Annotated in this window: 21 protein-coding genes; 6 read left to right on the plus strand and 15 right to left on the minus strand. The window is 70.7% G+C overall.

Going from position 1 to position 20,767, the window contains the following annotated elements; genetic code table 11:
- The 5 genes from D9599_RS20510 to D9599_RS20530 all read right to left on the minus strand — a co-directional run bounded on the left by D9599_RS20510 (position 1) and on the right by D9599_RS20530 (position 3,999).
- Positions 1 to 1,035 carry a PdxA family protein gene (locus D9599_RS20510; protein ID WP_198383160.1) on the minus strand — a complete coding sequence of 345 codons (1,035 nt, stop codon included), beginning with the start codon at positions 1,033 to 1,035 and terminating at the stop codon, positions 1 to 3.
- Positions 1,032 to 1,370: a non-heme iron oxygenase ferredoxin subunit gene (locus D9599_RS20515; protein ID WP_043833741.1), complete on the minus strand. Its 339-nt coding sequence runs from the start codon at positions 1,368 to 1,370 to the stop codon at positions 1,032 to 1,034. The genes D9599_RS20510 and D9599_RS20515 overlap by 4 nt, the downstream gene beginning before the upstream one ends.
- A 160-nt stretch (positions 1,371 to 1,530) precedes the next feature.
- Positions 1,531 to 2,481, minus strand: a complete 951-nt coding sequence (locus D9599_RS20520; protein WP_198383161.1) for a glycosyltransferase family 2 protein — start codon at positions 2,479 to 2,481, stop codon at positions 1,531 to 1,533.
- A 157-nt stretch (positions 2,482 to 2,638) separates the two neighbouring features.
- Entirely contained in the window at positions 2,639 to 3,544 is a 906-nt protein-coding gene (locus D9599_RS20525; protein ID WP_198383180.1) for an SMP-30/gluconolactonase/LRE family protein, read from the minus strand.
- Between the two features lie 5 nt (positions 3,545 to 3,549).
- The gene (locus D9599_RS20530) at positions 3,550 to 3,999 is read right to left on the minus strand and encodes a cupin domain-containing protein (RefSeq protein ID WP_198383162.1); all 450 of its coding nucleotides are present in this window, start codon (positions 3,997 to 3,999) and stop codon (positions 3,550 to 3,552) included.
- A gap of 111 nt (positions 4,000 to 4,110) precedes the next feature.
- Between D9599_RS20530 and D9599_RS20535 the strand changes: the two genes are divergently transcribed.
- Complete coding sequence (locus tag D9599_RS20535) at positions 4,111 to 4,587, plus strand: DoxX family protein (RefSeq protein WP_198383163.1); 477 nt, start codon at positions 4,111 to 4,113, stop codon at positions 4,585 to 4,587.
- On the opposite strand, the gene D9599_RS20540 is transcribed toward D9599_RS20535, so the two are convergent.
- The 5 genes from D9599_RS20540 to D9599_RS20560 form a co-directional block, all read right to left on the minus strand.
- On the minus strand, positions 4,542 to 5,516 hold the full coding sequence (locus tag D9599_RS20540; protein ID WP_198383164.1) for a VOC family protein: 975 nt from the start codon (positions 5,514 to 5,516) through the stop codon (positions 4,542 to 4,544). The genes D9599_RS20535 and D9599_RS20540 overlap by 46 nt on opposite strands.
- A gap of 161 nt (positions 5,517 to 5,677) precedes the next feature.
- Positions 5,678 to 7,246 carry a Do family serine endopeptidase gene (locus D9599_RS20545; RefSeq protein ID WP_198383165.1) on the minus strand — a complete coding sequence of 523 codons (1,569 nt, stop codon included), beginning with the start codon at positions 7,244 to 7,246 and terminating at the stop codon, positions 5,678 to 5,680.
- Between the two features lie 99 nt (positions 7,247 to 7,345).
- Positions 7,346 to 8,674 carry a HAMP domain-containing sensor histidine kinase gene (locus D9599_RS31470; RefSeq protein ID WP_198383166.1) on the minus strand — a complete coding sequence of 443 codons (1,329 nt, stop codon included), beginning with the start codon at positions 8,672 to 8,674 and terminating at the stop codon, positions 7,346 to 7,348.
- Positions 8,671 to 9,366, minus strand: a complete 696-nt coding sequence (locus tag D9599_RS20555; protein WP_198383167.1) for a response regulator transcription factor — start codon at positions 9,364 to 9,366, stop codon at positions 8,671 to 8,673. The genes D9599_RS31470 and D9599_RS20555 overlap by 4 nt, the downstream gene beginning before the upstream one ends.
- 10 nt (positions 9,367 to 9,376) lie before the next feature.
- Positions 9,377 to 10,951 carry a GMC oxidoreductase gene (locus D9599_RS20560; RefSeq protein ID WP_198383168.1) on the minus strand — a complete coding sequence of 525 codons (1,575 nt, stop codon included), beginning with the start codon at positions 10,949 to 10,951 and terminating at the stop codon, positions 9,377 to 9,379.
- 235 nt (positions 10,952 to 11,186) lie between these two features.
- Between D9599_RS20560 and D9599_RS20565 the strand changes: the two genes are divergently transcribed.
- Complete coding sequence (locus D9599_RS20565) at positions 11,187 to 12,305, plus strand: hypothetical protein (RefSeq protein WP_198383169.1); 1,119 nt, start codon at positions 11,187 to 11,189, stop codon at positions 12,303 to 12,305.
- Between the two features lie 94 nt (positions 12,306 to 12,399).
- Here the strand turns inward: D9599_RS20565 and D9599_RS20570 are convergent, their stop codons facing one another.
- The gene (locus D9599_RS20570) at positions 12,400 to 12,786 is read right to left on the minus strand and encodes a DUF427 domain-containing protein (RefSeq protein WP_198383170.1); all 387 of its coding nucleotides are present in this window, start codon (positions 12,784 to 12,786) and stop codon (positions 12,400 to 12,402) included.
- Positions 12,787 to 12,958: 172 nt separating this feature from the next.
- Here D9599_RS20570 and D9599_RS20575 point away from each other — a divergent pair, with 172 nt between their 5' ends.
- A complete protein-coding gene (locus D9599_RS20575) occupies positions 12,959 to 13,594 on the plus strand; it encodes a glutathione S-transferase family protein (protein WP_198383171.1) in 636 nt (211 codons plus the stop codon).
- Between the two features lie 85 nt (positions 13,595 to 13,679).
- Entirely contained in the window at positions 13,680 to 14,741 is a 1,062-nt protein-coding gene (locus D9599_RS20580; RefSeq protein WP_198383172.1) for an alpha/beta fold hydrolase, read from the plus strand.
- 12 nt (positions 14,742 to 14,753) lie between these two features.
- Here D9599_RS20580 and D9599_RS20585 read toward each other — a convergent pair whose 3' ends face one another.
- From D9599_RS20585 to D9599_RS20600, 4 genes are all read right to left on the minus strand, one after another.
- The gene (locus tag D9599_RS20585) at positions 14,754 to 15,920 is read right to left on the minus strand and encodes an acyl-CoA dehydrogenase family protein (RefSeq protein WP_198383173.1); all 1,167 of its coding nucleotides are present in this window, start codon (positions 15,918 to 15,920) and stop codon (positions 14,754 to 14,756) included.
- A gap of 29 nt (positions 15,921 to 15,949) precedes the next feature.
- A complete protein-coding gene (locus tag D9599_RS20590) occupies positions 15,950 to 17,344 on the minus strand; it encodes a hypothetical protein (RefSeq protein WP_198383174.1) in 1,395 nt (464 codons plus the stop codon).
- Positions 17,341 to 18,396 carry a nitronate monooxygenase family protein gene (locus tag D9599_RS20595; RefSeq protein ID WP_198383175.1) on the minus strand — a complete coding sequence of 352 codons (1,056 nt, stop codon included), beginning with the start codon at positions 18,394 to 18,396 and terminating at the stop codon, positions 17,341 to 17,343. Before D9599_RS20595 ends, D9599_RS20590 begins: the two co-directional genes overlap by 4 nt.
- Before the next feature lie 88 nt (positions 18,397 to 18,484).
- Positions 18,485 to 19,141 (minus strand): polysaccharide deacetylase family protein, encoded by a 657-nt coding sequence (locus tag D9599_RS20600; RefSeq protein WP_198383176.1) that lies wholly within the window; start codon positions 19,139 to 19,141, stop codon positions 18,485 to 18,487.
- A gap of 158 nt (positions 19,142 to 19,299) precedes the next feature.
- On the opposite strand from D9599_RS20600, the gene D9599_RS20605 reads away from it, so the two are divergent.
- Complete coding sequence (locus D9599_RS20605; protein WP_198383177.1) at positions 19,300 to 20,319, plus strand: SPFH domain-containing protein; 1,020 nt, start codon at positions 19,300 to 19,302, stop codon at positions 20,317 to 20,319.
- Positions 20,304 to 20,723: an NfeD family protein gene (locus D9599_RS20610; protein ID WP_198383178.1), complete on the plus strand. Its 420-nt coding sequence runs from the start codon at positions 20,304 to 20,306 to the stop codon at positions 20,721 to 20,723. Before D9599_RS20605 ends, D9599_RS20610 begins: the two co-directional genes overlap by 16 nt.
- The last annotated feature ends 44 nt before the right edge of the window (positions 20,724 to 20,767 follow it).

The following is a 20,767-nucleotide window of genomic DNA, read 5'->3' on the forward strand; positions in this document are numbered from 1 at the left end:
TCAGCCCACCGCTTCCGCGCGGGCTCGCATCGCGGCGCCGGAGAGCCGCAGAAGGGCCTCGACGACCGCCTCGGGGCTCGCCTTGTTGTGCCCTGCGATCTCCAACGCGCTGCCGTGGGCGACAGAGGAGAAGAGCACGGGCGTGCCGATCGTCATGCCTGCCGTACGGTTCGTAGCCAGCAGCTTTGCGGCCAAATGCCCCTGGTCGTGCACCATCACCACAAAGGCGTCGTAGCCGGGCTTGTGGAACATCGTATCGGCGCCGAAGGGGCCCTCGCAGTGGATGCCGCGCGCGCGGGCCTCCTCCATCGCGGGCTCAATGATCTCCGCTTCCTCATTGCCGAACATGCCGTGCTCGCTCGCATGCGGGTTGAGGCCCGAGACGGCGATGCGCGGCGCGGCGACGCCGAGCTTGACCAGCACGGCGCGCGTGGCCTCCAGCACGCGCAGAACGCGCTCCTTCGTGACGAGGTCGATCGCCTGCCGCAGGCCGACATGCAGCGTCGTGTGCACGATCCGCTTGCTGTCGAAGCAGAGCATGAGGAAGGCGTCATCCTCTGGCGTGCCCGTGCAGCGCGCGACGAAGGTCGGGTAGCCGTCGAAGGCGATACCCGCTGCCTTGATGGCAAACTCCGTCTGCGGGCAGGCGGCGACAGCCTCCACCGCACCTTCCATCGCCGCGCGGATGGCGACGGAAGCGGCTTCCACGGCGGCGCGGCCATGGGCGGCGCGCACCTCGCCGGGAGCCAGCGATTCCTTCCCGAAGCCGTCGAGGTCGAGCAGGACCACGCCCTCCCCTTCCGGCATCTCCCTCGCCGAGCGCACGACCTGAACTGGCGCTTCAATGCCGCAGGCGCGGGCGTGGAAGTCCAGCGCGCGGCGGTCGCCGACCAGCAGTGGGCGGCAGGCGGCGCGCACGCGCGGGTCGAGCGCGGCCTTCAACGCGATCTCAGGCCCAATTCCCGCGGGGTCACCCAGCGCCAGCGCAATGCGCGGAAGCGGTGCCCCAACGGGGAGCCTGCCGATCCCGTTCATGCCGCCTTCCGCCCTTCGACCGGGTTGATGCAGACCTTCCCGTCCACGACCCTAGCCTCCCAGGTGCGGAGCGCCTCGGTGCACGGCGCGGCGGTGGGCGCTCCCGTGCGGATGTCGAACTTTCCCTGGTGGAAGGGACACTCGATCTCACACCCCTCCACGAAGCCCTCAGCGAGGGAACCGGGGCCGTGTGTGCAGAGGTCCTGCGTCACGTAGAAGGCACCTTCCACGAGGAACACGGCATAGGCCTCGCCGCCCAACTCCGCCCGAACGGGCGTGTCCTCCTCCACGGCCGAGGCGTCGCATAACGCTTGCAGCCCATCCTCCAGCGACATCTTTCCTCCCGCCAAGCCTTCCGCTCAACCTACTCTGGTTCGCAGAGCGAACACGAATGGCTATTTGCGAACGGTCTTGCTCGCGCCCGCAGGGTGCTGTCAAGCAGAACGAAGGCGTTCACCGTGCCCGTCACCGGCGGCGCGGAGAAGCAGCGCCCCTTCAGGCGGGAGGCTTCGAAAGGGTCGAGGCAAGAACACCACCGCCGCCATAAACCGGCGCCTGCCGCATCCGCCAGAAGACCTTGCCAAGGCCGCCCCAGGCCTGCCCCCAATGCGTTTCGGCGCGGCGCCGCTGGCCGGCGAGGCCGGCAACCAGGGCCGCAGGCAGGTGCAGGGCCGCCTGTGCCGCCCCCACACCGCGCCAGATCCCTCGACGCAGCGGCCCGCCCGCGTTGGCGACGCGGATCTGCCCCGCCCGGAACCGCCGCTGCATCAGCGCGGCGCGGTTGAGCCGAGCGAGGGAAACGTGCTCGTGCCCAATAGATGCGGGCTCGTAGACGAAGCGGTGCCCCTCCTCCGCCAGTTCGCGGATCATCGCCGCATCCTCCCCGCCGAGCAGCCCGAGGGCGGGGTCGAAGGGCGGCTGCCGCGCGGCGAGGATGGCACGGGGCATGAGGGACAAGCCGGTGCCGAGATGTGCCCTCGCCGCAGTCACATCCCGTCTCACCGGGCCGAGATCTCGCGAGTAGGGCCCGAGGAAGTGGAGCGCCTCCTCCGAGCAGGGCGCCTCCGGCACGCCGAGGCAGCACCCGAAGGTGGCGGAGGCGCCGGTCTCCTGGAGGGCCGTCAGCAGGGCAGCGATCGCCCCCTCCTCGACGATGATGTCGTCGTCCACGAAGGACAGGAACTCGCCCGTTGCCTCCTCTACCCCCCGGTTCCGCGCGTGGGAGATGCCAGGGCGCCGCTCGGCCAGATAGCGGACCGGCACCGGCCCCTCCGGCAGGCCAGCCACCACCTCGCCTGCGGAGCCGTCGGGGCAGTTGTCCACCACGAGGATCTCGCCGCCAGCCTGCTGCCAGAGGGTCTGGCGCAGCAGCGCCTCGAGGCAGCCACGCAGCAGAACCGGGCGGCGGAAGGTGGGAACAACGACGCTGACGGAAGCTGCGGGCATCGCGGCACTCCCCTCCTTCGCTAGGCTTCGACTTAGGGACCTTTCTTAACCCAAGCGCGCGATTTTGCCCCTCCCACGGCCCGGGCCGGACCATCTATTAGCGAAGGTTCTTACCAGATCCTCGTTGCTCGGACCGCGGGGGCGGATGGGTCCGCCCTCAGGGCCGGACCGCGCCGCGGGCGTTCGTGTAGATCGCGAGCAGGCTATGGGAGGCGCAGATGAACAGCCGCGAGCGGTTCCGGCCGCCGAAGGCGAGATTCGAGACCGTGCAGGGCACCTTGATCCGCCCGAGCAGTTCCCCGCCCGGCGAGATGCAGTGCACCCCATCCCCCGCGCTGCTCCAGAGGTTGCCCTCCTCGTCACAGCGCATGCCGTCGGCGAAGCCCGGCAAGACCGTGTGGAAGACGCGCTCGCCGGAAAGGCCGGATCCGTCCTCGGCGACGTCGAAGACTCGGATGTGCCGCGCGGAGTCGGGATCGAACTGCGCCCCGCTCTCGGCGACGTAGAGCCGCCGCTCGTCGGGCGAGAAGCAGAGGCCGTTAGGCCCGGTGAAGTCGTCGGCCATGACCCGCAGCTCCCCGCTCCGGGGGTCGAGGCGGTAGAGCGCCGGCGGCAGTTCCGGCACGCCCTTCCCGCCCTCGTAGTCGGTGCTGATGCCGTAGATCGGGTCAGTGAACCAGATCGTCCCATCGGAGCGGCAAACGATGTCGTTGGGCGAATTGAGCCGCCTGCCCCCGTGGCGCTCCGCGAGCACGGTGATGGTGCCATCGGGCTCGGTTCGCGTGACACAGCGGTGCTGGTGGGAGCAGCCGAGCAGCCGACCCTCCCGGTCCCGCGCGTGCCCGTTGGGAAAGCCGGCAGGCTGGCGGAAGGTGGAGATGCCGCCGCTCTCGCTCCAGCGCAGGATGCGGTCGTTGGGCAGGTCGCTGACCAGCAGGCAGTCCGCGTCCGCGAGCCAGACCGGCCCCTCAAGCCAAGCGAGACCCTCGCCCAGCGTCAGCAGCGGCGCGTTCGGCAGGACGAGGCGGCGGAAGGCCGGGTCGTGGATTTCGAAGCCGTCCACGGCGGTCAGGCCATGTGGCAAGGGCTGAGGACAGGATCCACATGGAGTTGCAGCGTCATCAGCACCGCCGGCTCGTCGCCCACTGTGCCGGAGCGGTGGCCCTTGCGCCCTTCGTGCTCGGCGCAGCCCTGGTCCTCACCGAAGGAGAACTCGCCAGGCCCCTGCTCCACCCGCGTCCCGTCCATGCTCTCGACGAACCACCGCCCGGAGAGAACCACGATCCATTGCGGCGCGGGATTCTCGTGCCACTCGCCTACCCAGCCCACCGGCTGCACGGTGACGACCACCGTCGCCTCGGAGCGTGGGTGGCGGTTGTTCCACTGCGGCGCCGCGTCGCCAACGCCTTTGAGGTCGAAGTCCGTCAGGCTGCACTGGCGCTGGTGGCTGATGCCTTCGGCGTCGCGCCAGAGGTGCCAGTAGGGAATGCTGGGCCGGGGCCCTGGCTGCTCGGACATGCGCCGCTCCGCGCCGCCCCAGCGGCGGCCAGCCGCTAAACCTTCGGGGGGAAGGGTTGTTCCATCCTCCAGCGGGCCCTCCCGCTTTCATTCGCGTGAGGAAGCCGCCGCATGGCCTCGCTGCTGAACGACTACACGCCGCTCCTGCTGCGGATCATGCTCGTCGTCCTGTTCCCCTTCAGCGCGCTGGACAAGATCGTCAACTGGTCCGCCGCGATGAAGCAGGCAGGGGAGACACCGCTCGCGCCGGCCATGCTGGTCGCCGCAATCGTGCTGGAACTCGTGGCACCCGCCTGCATCGTCACCGGCTGGTATGACCGGCTCGCCGCCTTCCTTCTGGCCGGATTCTGCGTCGTCACCGCGCTGCTTTACCACCAGTTCTGGCGCCACGCCGATTTCTGGCGCTTCCGGGAAGGTGAGGGACTGCAGCACTTCTGGGAGTTCCTGAAGAACTTCGGCCTCGTCGGCGGCCTCGGCCTGATCGTCCTCGCGCCGAGGACCCTTCCGGCCACCGAGGCGCTGCGTGCCCCCTTTTCCTCCAGCTACGTCGCCGGCCCGGAGGCCGGAGCGGTCGTCCCCCCGCGCTGATCGATCAGCAGGAGGCGGTGGCCGTCCGGATCGCGCAGCGCGAGCGCGCGCCGACCATCGGTGAGAGGGGTCCCGCCACGCAGATGGCGCACCGAGATGGTCACCCAGTCTGTCGCCAAGCTATTCAGCGGCGGCCATGGCGTTTGGCGCCCGGGCGGCCGGTATTCCAGCAACTCGAGGCCCGGTCCCTCGGCGCCGTGCGGCCTGAGTGCGGTGATCAGCACATCCGGATCGGCCAATCCATCCAGCCCCGCCTGCGCGGCCCCGTGGTTGTGGGAGCCGCCCGCGACACGGAAGCCGAGCCGCCCGTAGAACTTCCGGCTCCGCGCTGTCGAGGCGATGCCGATCGCGCTATGGTCGATCCCAAGGAATGGCCCCTCCCCCACGCTCCCCTGCCAGAGCGGCCTTCCCTGTCCCGGCGGGAAATGGATCAATTCGAGCGGGTGCCCGTCGGGATCGCGGAACTTGAAAGCTTCGACGCTCCCGTTGCGCGGCGGCAGGCGCTGCGGCCCGCCGGAGGAGATCGTCGCGGGAGAGCGGGCAAGGAGCACCGCCGCGGCGGCCGCCATGTCGTGGGCGACAATGGCGAGGTGCTGGAACCAGGCATCGTCGCTCCGGCTCCTAGCCGGATAGGCTTCGGAAGGTCGTTCGAAGCGGACCAGCGCGACCTCCTCGGCCCCGAGCCGCATGACCAGTTCCTCGGCGCGCAGGTCGCCGAAGCCGAGCAGGCGGGTGAGCGAAGGGTCGGCCGCACCACGGGAGACGGTGCGGAAGCCGAGACCATCCCGGTAGAAGCGCTCGGTGCGGTCGAGATCGGACACCACCCGGCTGACACGAAGGATGCGCTCGGCCCGCGCGATCGGCCGGGCCCGCCAGGCGGCGCGGCTTAGGAGCACCGCGAGCAACAGGAGGAACAGGCGCGGGATCATCCCGCTGCGTCCTGGATCGTGCCTGTCCCGGTGCAGCGGATGTCCATGTCCTCGTCCCACCACGATTGACCCGACCGGCAACGCCGGCGCCACTCGGCGGATGCGGCGAAAGCCGCCCGGGCCTGCGCCCGGACGGCTTACACTCCGATCAGGACCGTGCCTTAGCCCTGACGCGTGCCGCCAGCCGAGGGGGCCTGCACTGCCACGAAGGCCCGCTGCCCGTCGCGAATCACCTGCAGCGCCACGGCGCCGCCGTTGCTCCGCAGCGCCTCGCGGATGGCGCCGACCGCCGCCTCCGGATCGCGGACCGCCTTGCCGCCGACCGCCGTGATCACGTCGCCCTGGCGCAAGCCGGCTTCGGCGGCCGCGCTGTCGGGAACGACATTCGCGATCACCGCGCCCTGCGTGCCCTCCGGCAGGTCGAGCCCCGCCCGCTGCGCCTCGGCCACGCTCGCCAGCCCGACGCCGAGCCGCGGGCCCTGGTCGGTCGTCGCGCCCTCCCCGGTGGAGGCGGTGTTCGTGTCGCGCAGCGCCGCGACGCGCACCGGCAGCCGAACCTCCTGTCCCTCGCGCCGGGCCGTCAGGGTGGTCTCCGCGCCCGTGCGGGTCCCGGCAACGGCGCGGGCCAGATCGCGCGGGCTGCGGATGGGCGTCTCGCCCAACGCGGTTACCACATCGCCGGGGCGGAGGCCGGCGCGGGCGGCCGGGCTGTCATTCTCCACCTGGGCCACCAGCGCGCCCTCGGGCCGCGGCAGGTGCAGGGCGCGCGCCATGGTGGCGTCCACCGGCTGTGTCGATGCGCCGAGGAAGCCGCGCTCCACCCGCCCGTGCTCTTTCAGCTGCGCAACCACGCTGTTGACGAGGTTGGACGGAATGGCGAAGCCGATGCCGATCGACCCGCCGGAAGGGCTGAAGATCGCGGTGTTCACGCCGATCACCGATCCGTCCAGCGCGAAGAGCGGGCCGCCCGAATTGCCTCGGTTGATCGGCGCGTCGATCTGCAGGAAGTCGTCATAGGGGCCGCTGTGGATGTCGCGCCCGCGCGCCGAGACGATGCCCGCCGTGACCGTGCCGCCGAGGCCGTAGGGATTGCCGACCGCGACCACCCAATCGCCGGGCCGCGCCGTGTCGGAATTGCCGAGGTTGAGGAAGGGCAGCGGCGCACCGGCATCGACGCGCAGCAGGGCGAGGTCCGTGCGCGGGTCGCGCCCGACGATGCGGGCCGGCAGCTCGCGCCCGTCGTCCAAGGTCACCTTCACCTGCGTCGCGCCGTCCACCACGTGGTTGTTCGTCACGATGTCGCCGGCGGCGTCCACGATGAAGCCGGAGCCGAGCGCCTGCACCTGGCGCCCGCCGCGCTGCGCGCCGCCCTCGCCAGGCCTCGGCCCGCGCTTCGCGTCGCCGTCCTGGTCGCCGAAATAGCGCCGGAACATGCGGTCCTGCTGGGAGCCGTCGGGGAAGGGCGAGTCCGTGGCGTCGGCCTGGACGCGCTCGGTGGCGGTGATGGTCACGACCGCCGGCCGTACGCGGGCGACGAGGTCGCCGAATCCGGGCAGCGCAACCTGCGGCGCGGCGACGGCAGGCGCGCCGGGCTGGGTGGCCGTGCTCGGGGCCGACGCCTGGGCGAAGGCCGGTACCGGCAGCCAACCAGCGGCGCCGGAAAGGGCGGTGCCGGCCAGCAGCATGGCGGCGAGGGCGGCGCCGCGGCGGCGGTTCGAGGGATTGGACATGGCGATCATCTCCTGGAGGGCGGCGGGGTGGTCCGTCCTGCTCCCGACAATGTCGGTCCGGCGCCGTGGAGGATCGCCGACAGGATTATGAAGAAGGTTTCAGACTTCTCCACCGCGCAGCGTGAGAACGGCGGAGAGTCCCCTTCCCCCGGACCCCTCTTCCAGGGTGAGCGCCCCCCCGTGCAGACCCGCTACGGCCGAGACGAGCGATAGCCCCAGCCCCGTGCCCGGCGTGCCGCGGCTGCGGTCCAGCCGGTAGAAGCGCCGCACCACCTTCTCCCGCTCTTCCGGTGGGATGCCCGGCCCCTTGTCCGAGACCTCCAGCACCGCGCCTGCCCCCAGCGAGATGCGTATGCGTCCGGCCCCGTGCGCCAGGGTGTTATCGAGAAGGTTCGCCAGCGCCTGCCGCAGCAGTGGCGCGCTGCCTTGGATGAACACGCCCGGCGCGACCTTCACCTCCATCTCCCGCCCTGCCTCCTCGGCCGACGGTGCATAGGCCTCGGACACGGCGAGCACGAGCGCGGAGAGATCGACGCGGGCGAAGCCCTCCCGCCCCGCGCCCGCCTCGGTGCGGGCGATGCGAAGGAGCGCGGCGAAGGTCGCAAGGATGCCGTCCAGCTCCTCCACCGCCCCTTCCAGCGCCTCCGCATCCGCCGCCGGATCGCGCGCCCGGGCGAGCGCCGCCTCCAACCGCTGCCGCAGGCGCGAGAGCGGCGAGCGGAGGTCGTGCGCCACGTCGTCCGTCACCTGCCGCACCTCGGCCACCAGGGTCTCAATCCGCTCCAGCATCGCGTTGATCGTCGCCGCTAGACGGTCGAATTCGTCTCCGCGACCGCTCTCCGGCAGGCGGCGGGTGAGGTCGCCCGCCATCACCGCGCGCGCCGCGTCGCTGATCGCGGCCAGCCGACGCTCGAGACCCTGCCCGAAGAGAAAGCCCAGAAGCAGCGCGACGAGCGCCGCCACGCCCCCCGCGACCGGCGGGGCCCAGGCAAGGGCATAGGCCGCGCGGTCCACGGAGGAGAGGTCCGCCGCAACGATAAGGTTTGCGCCACTGGGCAGCACAGCGCCGAGCACCCGCAGCGGTACCTCGCCACCGCCGCGCCGCCAGGTGGCGAAACCCTGCAGCGCCGTAGGCGCGGAGGGTAGCCGGCCCGCGATCGGCCGCCCATCTGCGGTCTGCAGCAGCACCAGCAAGGGCCCGCGGCGGCGGGAGGTGCTCTCGGCCACCTCCGCGAGGCCGCGCAGGCCGAAGCTTTCGTAATCGCGCAGCAGCCCCTCCGCCTCGGCGGCGAGGACGAGGTCGAGCTGCTGGCGCAACGCACCCTGCGCCCGCAGCCAGCCCCAGCCGGCGCCGAGGAACGAGGTGACGAGCACAACAACCGCGACCGCCAGCGCGACGCGCGGCGCGAAGCTGCGCGGGCGGATCACGCGACCGGCCGGCCAAGCTCCGCCGGTGCGAGGACGTAGCCCGCGCCCCGCACCGTGCGGATCATCGGCGGCTCATCGCCCGCCTCCAGCTTCCGGCGCAGCCGGCTGACATGCACGTCCACCACGTTCGTGGTGGGGTCGAAGGAGAAGTCCCAGACCTTCTCCAGCAACATCGTGCGCGTCAGCACCTCCCCGGGGTGGCGCATCATGTATTCGAGAAGCCGGAACTCGGTCGGCAGCAGCTCGATCGCGCGCGCGCTGCGCGAGACCGTGCGGCGGAGAAGATCCATGCGCAGGTCGCCCACCGCCAGCTCACGTGTTTCAGCCTGCTGCGCCGGTCGGCGGGCGAGGGCTCGGATGCGCGCGCGCAGCTCCGAGAAGGCGAAGGGCTTGGCGAGGTAGTCGTCCGCGCCCGCCTCCAGCCCTTCCACGCGCCGGTCCACCTCGCCGAGCGCCGTCAGCACGAGAACGGGCGTGGTGATCGCGGAGGCACGCAGCGCGCGCAGGATGGAAAGCCCATCCGGCCCGGGCAGCATACGGTCCGTCACGATCACGTCGAAGGGCTCGTTCAGCGCGAGGAAGAGGCCGTCCTTGCCGTTGCTCGCGACATCGACGACATGCCCCTCCTCGCCCAGCCCGCGAGAGACATAGGCAGAGGTCGTCTCGTCGTCCTCGATGAGAAGGATCCGCATGCCCTGCCCCTCAGCGCGCCGCGCCCATCCGGCCGAGCAGGTGGTCCGCGACCCGCAGTGCGTTGGCGATGATGGTCAGCGTCGGGTTCACCGCACCGATAGAGGGGAAGAAGCTCGCATCCACCACGTAAAGGTTATCCAGCTCGTGGGCCCTGCAGTCGAGATCGAGCACGGACGTGGCGGGATCCGTTCCGAAGCGCATCGTGCCGGCCTGATGCGCCGTGCCGCCGATGGGGATCTTCTTCCCGAGATAGAGGCTGCGCGGAATGAGGTGGGGATGCGCGTCCATTGCATCGAGCATCCCCTCCAGCTTCGCCTTCAGCCGCTGGTGCGCCTCCATATTCGTCTCCTCCACCGCAAGCGTCACACGGCCGTCCCGGCCGAGGGTGATCCGGTTCTCCAACCGCGGCAGGTCCTCTGACATGAGCCAGAAATCGACAGAGTGCCGCGCAAGCTCGTCGAAGGGCATGTCCGGCAGCCAGGAGAGGAATTCCGGCAACACCTCCGCGCGCACCTGCTCGCCGTGCGACTTGCCGAGCATCTGAATGCCGCCGAGCGGATAGTCCCAGTCGTCCGCACCGAAGTAGAAGTCGTTGAGCGCCATCGTCTTCTGGAACACCGTGTCGTTCGGCCGGCGCGAAACCGCCATGAAGGCGGAGTTGTTGTGCCGCATGTAGTTCCGCCCGACGAGGTCGGATCCGTTCGCCAGCCCGCGCGGATGCGCGTCGTTCGTGGAGCGCAGCATGAGCAGCGCGGAGGATAGCGCGCCGCACGCGGATACGACGATGTCTGCCCGGTATACTTCCTGCCGCCCGCCGCGTGTTACATGCACGGCGGTGACGCTGCGCCCGGACGCATCCGTTTCCAGCCGCTCGACATAGGCGCCCGTCAGCAGCGTTACGTTCGGGTAGCGCAGCGCAGGGTCGATGCAGATGATCTGCGCGTCCGCCTTGCCGTTCGTCAGGCAGGGGAAGCCGTCGAAGGCGTCGCAGCGGATGCAGGCGCTGTGCGGCAGCACACGCCCCTCCGCCTCGTCGAGGAGGATCGCGAGGGGCTGCGGGAACGGCTTGCGACCTTCTCGCAGCAGCGCGTCGCAGAGTTCCTGGATGCGCGGCTCGTGCGAGACCGGCGGGTACGGGTAAGGTCCGCTCGCCGGCGGCTCAGTCGGATCCGCGCCGCGCAGGCCGTGCACGTGGAACAGCCGCTCCGCCTCCGTGTAGTAAGGTTCGAAGGCGTCGTAGCCGAGCGGCCAAGCGGGCGAAACGCCGTCCGCGTGCACGACCTCGCCGAAATCCTCCGCGCGCAGGCGGAAGAGCGCGCCGCCATAGACTTTCGTGTTTCCGCCGACGAAGTAGTGCAATCCTGGATGAAAGCTGCTTCCGTCCGCGCCGTGCCAGGTCTCCGTCGCTTGGTACTTGCCATCGACGAAGACCGCACCTGGATCCCAGTTGTCGCGTTCGCGCCCGAGGTACTCGCCGCGCTCAATGATAAGGATACGCTTGCCGCTCGACGCAAGCCGCAGCGCGAGGCTTCCCCCGCCCGCGCCGGACCCGATGACGATAACGTCGTAGCGCGCGTTGCTCATGTCGGACACCTCTAACACTTAAGCTGGGAAGGTTGCCTGGAACCTCGTTCTGGCAAGCCGCCGGCCAGGCGAAGGTCTGCCTCAGTCGGCCCGATACCGCGCAAACGGTTAAAACGGCTTCCGAAACGGTCAAAACATCCCTAAACTACTCACGATTTCGTGAGTTACCGAATTCCCGGTGGCATTCTTTGCCAAAAAACTCCTTAATTACAAAGGGGATTAGGGGGTACTTGAAGTGGACACACAACTGGACTGCGCGCCGGATCGCCTTCGGTCCACGTGGCGCGCCGGGGAAGTGCACGACCTCGCGCGGCTGCCGGACGGCTGGGTCTGCGGCCGGAACTGCGACATCGGTGGCCCCATGGAAGACCCGGTCACCGTCGACTACGTCCTCATGCACCCGCGCCACGGCGTTGCGCTGATCGACCTGAAGGAGCCCGGGCACAACGCCGAGGGCGTGTTGCGCCAGCGCCTGGAGGAGACCGGCTTCCATCGGATCTTCACCGGCTACCTCCCCGTCATCCACGGCACGCTGCTGCCGTCCGAGTTGCACGCCGCCGTCGAGCTCGTCGGCGCGGCCTTCGCCGAGCTTCCGCCGCTCACGATCGGCGCCGGCAAGGCCTGGGTGAAGACGCTCGAGCGCAGCATCGTGCCGGGCGACCGCATCTGGACCGACAACCTCGACGGCGCGCCGCGCGGCTGGCGCGACGAGGCGTTGGCCATGCCCCGCCCGCCCGAGGCCGCTGTCGTCTCCACGACCACTGAGACGACGCAGCACTGGTCCGTCACTGTCCTGCAGGTCGCACGCGAGTTGACGGCGGAAGCCCGGCGCGCGCTGCAAACCACCGTGCTGCCCCTTCTCCGCACCGGTGCGAGAGAGGCGGCTCTGCGGCTCGCGCAGGGTGCCGTGGTGGCTTGGGGGCTCGTCGCCGCGTTTCCGCCTCGCGTCCGCTGGGCCGCGGCCGGTTCCTCCGCTCTCGCGCTGGTTGCCCTCCTCGCGCTTCCGGGCCCGGCGCCCACCCCAGTTCCCGTGGCACCGCCGGTCATCACGGCTGTTGCGGCCCCCGAGCCCGCGCCCGCGGCCCCACCCGTGGTGCAAGCGGCGGCCGTCGCGCCGAACGAGGTCGGGATCGCCGATCAGGTAGGGCTGGCCGAGCTGACCCCGGCCGCTGCCGCCCTGGCGGCGCCGATGGTCGCGGCAGGCGCCCGGCCGGCACCGCGAGCGGTCTCCTTCTCGCCGCCGCGCCAACCCTCCGCGGCGGAGCAGCGCCGCGAGGCCCTGCGCGCACGCCGCGCCGCCAGGGTCCGCGCCGAGGCCCGCGCCCAGTCCGCGGCACGCCGCGAGGCGCGCTGAAGGACGCGCCGCGCGCCTGTTCGCGCCGTACGCCCCCATGGTAGCGGGGGTGCCGTCGGGCGACGGTTCTGTCCGCTCCGGCCTCAGCCGGTCGTCAGGCCTGCGGAGGCGGCTCGGCGCGGGCGGGTAGCTCGATGATCTCGACGTGATCGGGATAGAAGGCGAGGTGCCCCGCGATGGCCGCCACCGCGGGGAAGGGCGCTTCGTAGCTCCAGACGGCGTTCTCCGCCCGCCGGTCTTCCGTGCGGAGCGTGTAGTAGGAGGCATCGCCCTTATAGGGGCAGTGCGTCACCCGCTCCGTGCGCTCGAACCGCGCCATCTGGGCGTCCTCCCGCGGCAGGTAATGCACCGGCGGCAGTGAGGCCTCCCGCAGGGTCAGCGCGCGCGTGCTATCGGCCAGCACCGTCCCACCCATCGTTACACGGACACGGTTCTGGTTGGGCTCGATGCTGATGGGATGATCGGGACCCGGGATCTTCATGGTGCGGCTCCTCTCCCCAGCGGCCCCGGCGCGGAGAGACCGCCGCGCAGGTGGCGTCCAGCTCGCTGTTTTCCAGGCCCCGCCGCCAAGATGGACAGAGCGGCCGGCAAGACTGTAGCGCTTTCCTGTGCAGGAGGCCCGCCGCCGCGGGCACCGCACGGAGGAACAAGCCATGTCCGACTTCACGCTGTGGGGCTTCGACGGCTCCACCTATGTGCGCACGGTGAAGATGCTCCTCGCCGAGAAAGGTGCGACCGGCTACCGCCAGGAACCGGTGAACGTGCTGAGCGGGGAGCCGAGGCAGCCCGAGCACCTTGCGCGCCACCCCTTCGGCAAGGTTCCCGTCCTTGACCACGACGGGATGCGGATCCTCGAGACCTCGGCGATCACGCGCTACCTGAACGACGTGCTTCCGGGCCCGTCGCTGGTGCCCGCCACACCGAAGGACCGGGCGCGGATGGACATGATCGTCGGCCTCGTCGATTCCTATGGCTACGGTGCGCTCATCGCCGGCGTGGCGGCCTACCACCTCTTCCCCGACTTCGTCGGCGGCAGGAATGAGGCGATGCGTGCATCCGGGCTGGAGAACGGACGCAAGCTCATGGACTTCGTCATGAGGACGCGCGGCGGTTCGCCCTTCATCGCGGGGGAGCTGAGCCTTGCCGACCTCTACCTCGCACCCATCCTGTTCTACGTCTCCCTGACGCCGGACCGCGACGCGATCTTCGGGGCCGAGGGGCTTGCGGATTGGTGGAGCCGCGTGGAGGCCCTGCCGAGCTACCGCTCCACGCAGCCGGCGCTCGGCTGAGGGGCGGCCCCGTCAGGATTGTTTTGGCACCGGCAGTCCGGCTCGATAGGCTCGCGCCGTCGAACCGGATGCGGGAGAAAACGTCATGACACCCTTCAAGGGAACGCGCCGTGGCGCTCTCGGGCTTCTTCTCGGCCTTGCCGCCGTGCCGGCCCTCGCCGCCGACTATCCCGCGCCGCGCCCTGCGGTCTGGACCGCCCGGGACTTCCGCTTCCACACCGGCGAGACGATGCCCGAGCTGCGGCTCCACTACACCACCATCGGCAATCCTTCGGGCGTGCCGGTGCTGGTGCTGCACGGCACCGCCGGTTCCGCGCGCAGCCTGCTGACGCCGGGCTTCGCGGGCGTGCTCTTCGGCCCCGGCCAGCCGCTCGACGCCTCCCGCTACTTCATCATCCTGCCGGACGCGCTCGGCGCCGGCGAATCGGCCAAGCCTTCGGACGGGCTGCGCGCCGCCTTCCCCCGCTACAACTATGCCGACATGGTCCAGGCGCAGTACCGGCTGGTAACGGAGGGGTTGGGGATCAACCATCTCCGCCTCGTGCTCGGCAACTCCATGGGCGGCATGCATGCCTGGCTCTGGGGCGTCACCTACCCCGACCTCATGGATGCCATCGTCCCCATGGCCTCCCAGCCGACGGAGATGTCCAGCCGCAACTGGATGCTGCGCCGCCTGATGGTCGAGACGATCCGCCGCGATCCCGCCTACCGGGGCGGCGACTACGCGGAGCAGCCACCCTCGCTCCGCAGCGTGAACGTCTTCTACTCCACGGCAACGAACGGCGGCACGCTGAACTACCAGGCGACCGTCCCCACGCGAGAGGCGGCGGACAAGCTGGTCGAGGCACGGCTCGCGGCCCCTGCCCCGAAGGACGCGAACGACTTCGTCTATCAGTGGGATTCCTCGCGCGATTACAACCCGGCGCCGCTGCTGGGTCGCATCCGCGCCCGTGTCCTCGCCATCAACGCCGCCGACGACGAGCGGAACCCGCCCGAGACCGGCGTCATGCAGGCCGCCATGGCCCGCATCCCGAATTCGCGCCTGCTCCTCATCCCCGCCAGCGAGGAGACCGCGGGCCACGGCACCACGGGCAATGCAAGGTTCTGGAGCGAGGAACTGCGCGCCTTCTTGCAGGCGCTGGACTAGGCGCCCGGTCGCTCAGTAGGAACGAGGCAGCCCGAGCACCTTCTCCGCGATGAAGCACATGATGAGCTGCGTGCTGACCGGCGCGATCCGCATCAGCATCGCCTCCCGCATGTAGCGCTCCACGTGGTACTCCTTGGCGTAGCCGAAGCCGCCATGGCTGAGCACCGCGGTCTCGCAGGCTCGGAACCCCGCCTCGCCCGCGAGATACTTCGCAGCATTCGCCTCGGCCCCGCAGGAGAGGCCGCTGTCGTAGCGCCAAGCCGCCTGCATCACCATCAGCCGCGCCGCTTCAAGCTCCATCCAGCACTTGGCCAGCGGGTGCTGCACGCCCTGGTTTTGCCCGATCGGCCGGTTAAAGACGATCCGCTCCTTCGCGTAGGCCGAGGCGCGACGGATGGCGGCGTGCCCCAGGCCGACGGCGGCGGCCGCGATCAGCACGCGCTCCGGGTTCATCCCGTGCAGGATCTGGCGGAAGCCCTGCCCCTCCTCGCCGATCAGGTCGTCCGTCGGCACCGGCAGGTCATCGATGAACAGCTCGTTCGAGTCGACGGCCTTGCGGCCCATCTTCTCGATCTCGCGCACCTCCACGTGGCGGCGATCGAGGTCCGTATAGAACAGGCTTAATCCATCCGTCGGCCGCTTCACCTGATCCAGCGGCGTGGTGCGGGCGAGGAGAAGGATCTTCTCCGTCACCTGCGCGGTGGAGATCCAAACCTTGCGGCCGTTGACGATGTAGCGGTCGCCCTCCTTGCGGGCGAAGGTCTTCAGCTTCGTGGTATCCAGTCCGGTATTCGGCTCCGTCACCCCGAAGCAGGCCTTCTCCCGCCCGGCGACGAGCGGCGGCAGGATGCGGCGCTTCTGTTCCTCCGTGCCGAAGACGACCACGGGGTTCAACCCGAAGATGTTCATGTGGATGGCCGAGACGCCGCTCATCCCAGCGCCCGACTCACTGATCGCCTGCACCATCAGCGCGGCCTCCGCGATGCCCAGGCCGGCGCCCCCGTATTCCGCGGGAATGCAGATGCCGAGCCAGCCCGCCTCGGCAATGGCCGCGTGGAAGTCGAGGGGGAACTCGCCGCTGCGATCCCGGCGCAGCCAGTAGTCGGCGTCAAAGCGGGCGCAGACGCGCGCCACCCCTTCGCGAATGGCCTCCTGCTCCGACGAGAGGGCGAAATCCATGTCGAACCTGCTCCTGCTTTCCCGACCCCTCAGCGGCCAGGCACGTCGCGCAGGAGCGGCACGAAACCCTGGATGACGCGCGGCATCTCAACAGCTGGCATCGGCAGCCGCTCCGGCGGAAGGGTTAGGCTGTCGAGGAAACGTCCGGCTCGTGTGTAGAGGGAGAGTTCCAGCGCCTCGCCGATCACCTCCGGCCGGCAGACGACTTCCTCCCCCGCCTCGCGGCGCGCCATCTCCACGAAGTCGCGGATCTCCTCGATGCCCGAGGTGTCGAAGCCGGCCTCGCCGAGGAAATCATCGATCTCCTCCACCACGTCGGACGGCGCGATAAGGGCGAGCGGCACGCAGCCCTCCACCGCCTCCGACACAGCCATGCGCCAGCGGTCGAAGCCGACGCGGAACTCCGCCTCCTCAGACGTCTCCTGCTCGGGCTCGTCCGCCACGCCCTCCATGGCGGGTTGGGCAGCCGGCGGGAGGCCGTTCTCGGCCAGATCCTCCCAGGTAGGCAGGCCCCAGTCGAACTGAACGCCCAGCAGCACGCCGAAGCCTCGTTGCGTTAGCTCCGCGGGATCGGCGGGCGGCAAGCCGGCCGGCTCGCCCCCGGCGACCATTTCGGCCAGCGCCTTTCGCAGCATGACGGGCTCGAGCGCCTCGAAGAGGGTGGCCGAGCGCCATTCCGGCAGAAAGCGCAGCTCCAACGCCTCCCCCAGCACGCCAGAGGCGAGCAGGCTTCCGGCCAACGCCCCGGCATCCGGCAGACTATCCGGCGGCAGCGCGACCGGCAGCGCCACCAGAGTTGCCCAGCCGGAGGGGCCGATATCCGCTGCCTCCGCCACCTGCAGCAGCTCCAGCTCCAGGTCCTCCGCGGCTTCCTCGCCGTAGCGCTCGGCCAGCTTGCGGGCGGCGAGGCCGAGCACGCCCCCGCGCTCCTCCAGGATCAGCGTCTCGGCCACGCGCCGGAAGGCCCGATCGTCCTCCCCGGCGAAGGCGCGCACCAGCCGGTCCGCCGGGGAAAGGGATGACTTCGCCGGCACCGGCGGTTGCAGCTTCCGGGCGTCCAGACCCAGCAATTCGAGCGCCGCCGCCCTGCGGAGCAGGTTCCCGCGGTTGCGCCAGGCGAGCCGGTTCGCGGGTGTGTCCGTCCGCTCGTCCATCCAGCGCCGGAACAGGGCGCGGTCCGCCGGTTGCACGAAGACCTCCACCCCGGCCTCTGTCAGCGCCGCAGCCACGGCCCGATTCACCGCGGCAGCGAGTGCGAGGTCACTCTCACCCGGGCGTAAGGTGTCGAGCGTCTCCACGTCCGGAAAATGCGTGATCAGCACGGAGGAGAGCGAGGGTGCGAGGTCGCGCGCCAGCGCTTCGGCACGCGCCACCGCCTCGCGCTGCCCCGCGTCGGGAGGGGCGGGCTCGGGGTGCCCGCTCATGCCGGCGCGTCCCAGGCGGGGTTCACCAGCGGCCCCGGCGCCGCGAGGTGCCGCCGCGCTTCCGCGTATTCGGCACGCAGCCGCGCCACCAACTCGGCCGCGGGCTGCACCGAGCGCACGGCGCCGATCCCCTGCCCCGAGCCCCAGATGTCCTTCCACCGCTTCGTCCGCTCGCCGCCGAAATCCATCCTCGTCGGGTCATGGGCGGAGAGGTTGTCCGGATCGAGTCCCGCGCGCTGAAGGGAGGGCCGGAGATAGTTGCCGTGAACCCCGGTGATGAGGTCCGTGTAGACGATGTCCGAGGCGCCGTGGTCCACGATCATCCGCTTGTGCCCCTCCTCCGCCCGCGCCTCGGCCGTTGCGATGAAGGCGCTGCCGACATAGGCGAAATCCGCCCCCATCGCCTCCGCCGCCAGGATCGACCGGCCATGCGCGATGGCTCCGGAGAGCGCCACCGGACCATCGAACCAGGTGCGCGTCTCCGAGACGAGCGCGAAGGGCGAGAGGCTTCCTGCATGCCCGCCCGCGCCCGCCGCGACGAGCACGAGCCCGTCTGCCCCCTTCTCCACCGCCTTGCGCGCGAAGGTCTGGTTGATGACGTCGTGCATGACATGGCCGCCATAGGCGTGCACCGCCGCGTTCACCTCTGGCCGCGCGCCGAGGGAGGTGATGACGATCGGCACCCGATGCCGCTCGACCACCGCGAGGTCGTGCTCCAGCCGGTCGTTGGAGCGGTGGACGATAAGGTTGATGGCATAGGGCGCAGCAGGCCACTCCGGATGGGCCCGGTCATGCGCCGCCAGCCGATCCTCGATTTCGGAGAGCCATTCGTCGAGCTGGGAGGCCGGGCGGGCATTCAGCGAGGGCATGGAACCCACGATTCCCGCCGTGCACTGCGCAACCACGAGGTCCGGCACCGAGATGATGAAGAGCGGCGCGGCGACCACGGGCAGCGAGAGCCGCCCCCGCAGGCGCTCGCGGAGCGTGGCCGCCGGGCTGGACAAGGCGGGGCTGGGCGCAGCCGGGCGCTCGGTCGTGGCACCTGTTTCCATGACGATCCCTCCTCCCGGCATCCCCGAAGGACGCCGCGCCGGCCAGCATAGGCCGCGCGGCGGCGCCCGTCCCTCCCCCGGCCGCACTTCAGCCGGTGGCGCCTGCCGTCACGTAGCCGGTCATGTCGTGCGCCAGGTGGCCCCGCCGCAGCGGCACGCAACCCGGCGGGAAGTCCTGCCGGAACCGCGCGCCCCGCTCCGCCGCGAGGTCGAGGAAGCGGCCGAGATGCGCCATCGCCCCCGTCGGCAGGTCGTGCAGGACGAGCAGCGTCCATGGCTGGCTGGCGCATTGGTCGAGCGCCCGCTCGCACCACTCCTCCGGCTCCGCCCAGTCCCGCGGCACGGCGTTCCAGAGCACGCAGGTGAAGCCGTCGTCCAGCAGCGTCCCCAGCGCCTCCGGGTTGAGCAACCGGCGGTCGAGATTGCCGCCGCCGCCGAAGGGCCGGAACAGCCGGTCGGGGTGGGCCAGCGGCTCGATCAGCTCCTGCGTTCGCCGGATCTCCGCCGCCGCAGCGCCGGGCTCCGTGATCTCGCCGAGTGGGGTGGCGTGGTTCCAGGTGTGGTTGCCGATGTGGTGCCCTTCCGCGTGCGACCGGCGCGCCAGCTCCATGCCGCCGGGTTGGGCCACCTTGCGGCCGAGGACGAAGAAGGTCGCGAGCAACCCGCGCGCCCGCAGCGTATCCAGCACCAGCGGCGTCACTTCGGGCTCGGGGCCGTTGTCGAAGCTCAGGGTCAGGTCGAACACGTCATGCGTCCTCACTCGGGTGCCGCGAGGGCCGTAGATACACCCCCGGAGCCCTGCCGTCCCCTCTACCCCACGCGCTCCGCCCCCGGTGCGCGGCGGTTTGTCCCCCACGGACCGCGAAACAGTCTAGCTTCGCCCTACCACAGGGGGAGTCGCCCATGCCCGTGTCCGGCACCGTCGTCGTCTTTGCCGTCATCCTCGTCCTCGCCTTGGTCACCGCGGCAAAGGGAATTCGCACCGTTCCGCAGGGCGAGGTCTGGACGGTGGAGCGGTTCGGCCGTTTCACCCACCTGCTGCAGCCGGGACTGAACTTCATCATTCCCTATGTCGACGCCATCGGGCGCCGGATGAACGTGCAGGAGGTGGTGCTCGACATCCCCGAGCAGGTGGTGATCACGCGCGACAACGCCTCCGTCGCCGTCGACGGCATTGTCTACTACCGGGTGATGGATGCGGCGAAAGCGGCCTACCAGGTGCAGGACCTGCAACAGGCGCTCACCGCCCTCTCCATGACCAATATCCGCTCCGTCATCGGCGAGATGGACCTAGACCAGACGCTCTCCTCCCGGGAGCGGATCAACTCCGCCCTCCTCGTCACGCTGGACGGCGCGACGGAGCCCTGGGGCGTGAAGGTGAACCGCGTCGAGATCCGCAAGATCGAGCCGCCGGAGAACCTCATCCGCGCCATGAACCTCCAGATGACCGCCGAGCGGGAGCGGCGCGCGACGGTCGTGCAGGCAGAGGGCGCCAAGGCCGCGCTCGTCCTGCAGGCCGAAGGCCGGCGCGAGGCTGCCTTCCGCGATGCCGAGGCGCGGGAACGCTCCGCCCAGGCCGAGGCGGCCGCGACCCGCATGGTGGCAGAGGCCGCGAGCGGCGCCGGCGGGGACGCGCTTCGCTACTTCGTCGCCCAGGGCTATGTCGCCGCCTTCCAGGCCATCGCGGCCAGTCCCTCTTCCCGCCTCGTCATCGTGCCCATGGAGGCTTCCGGCCTCGCGGGCGGGGTGGCGGCGGCGCTGGAACTGCTGCGGGACGGCTCGGGCGGTGGCATGTCCCCGGGCCCGGCGCGCCCTGGCCCCGCCACGCCCAGGCCGCCGGGCTTAGCGCCCCCGCCGCCCGCAGGCGGAAGCACCTCGCGCACCGTGCCGCCGACAGGAGCGGGCCCTTGGACAGCTGGCTGATCTGGCTCCTCTCCGGCCTCGTCCTGTTGGGGGCGGAGCTGGTGCTGCCCGGCATCTTCCTTCTCTGGGCGGGGCTGGCGGCGATCGGCACGGGGCTGGTTGGACTGGCAGTGGATCCCGGTTTCCCGGCCTCGGTCGTTATCTTCGTCATCCTGCTGGCGGCCGGCGTCGCGCTCGGCCTGCGACACCGTCCCCGCGGGCGCACAAGCCTGAACACCCCTGAGGCCGGGCTGGCCGGGCGGGAGGGCCGCGTACTCTCCGCGGACGCAACCGGCCTGCGCGTGCGGATCGGGGACAGCGACTGGGCGGCGCGGCCCGCCGGCGGGACGCATCCGACCGCGGGCGCCCTCGTGCGCGTGGAGGGCGTGGACGGGACGGTGCTGGTGGTGCGCGCCCTGGACTGAGCCCACCAACGCCGGCCGCGCCCGCCCGTTCTCCCACCTGGAAC

The sequence above is a fragment of the Roseomonas sp. KE2513 genome (genome assembly GCF_016107305.1).
GTDB lineage: Bacteria > Pseudomonadota > Alphaproteobacteria > Acetobacterales > Acetobacteraceae > Roseomonas.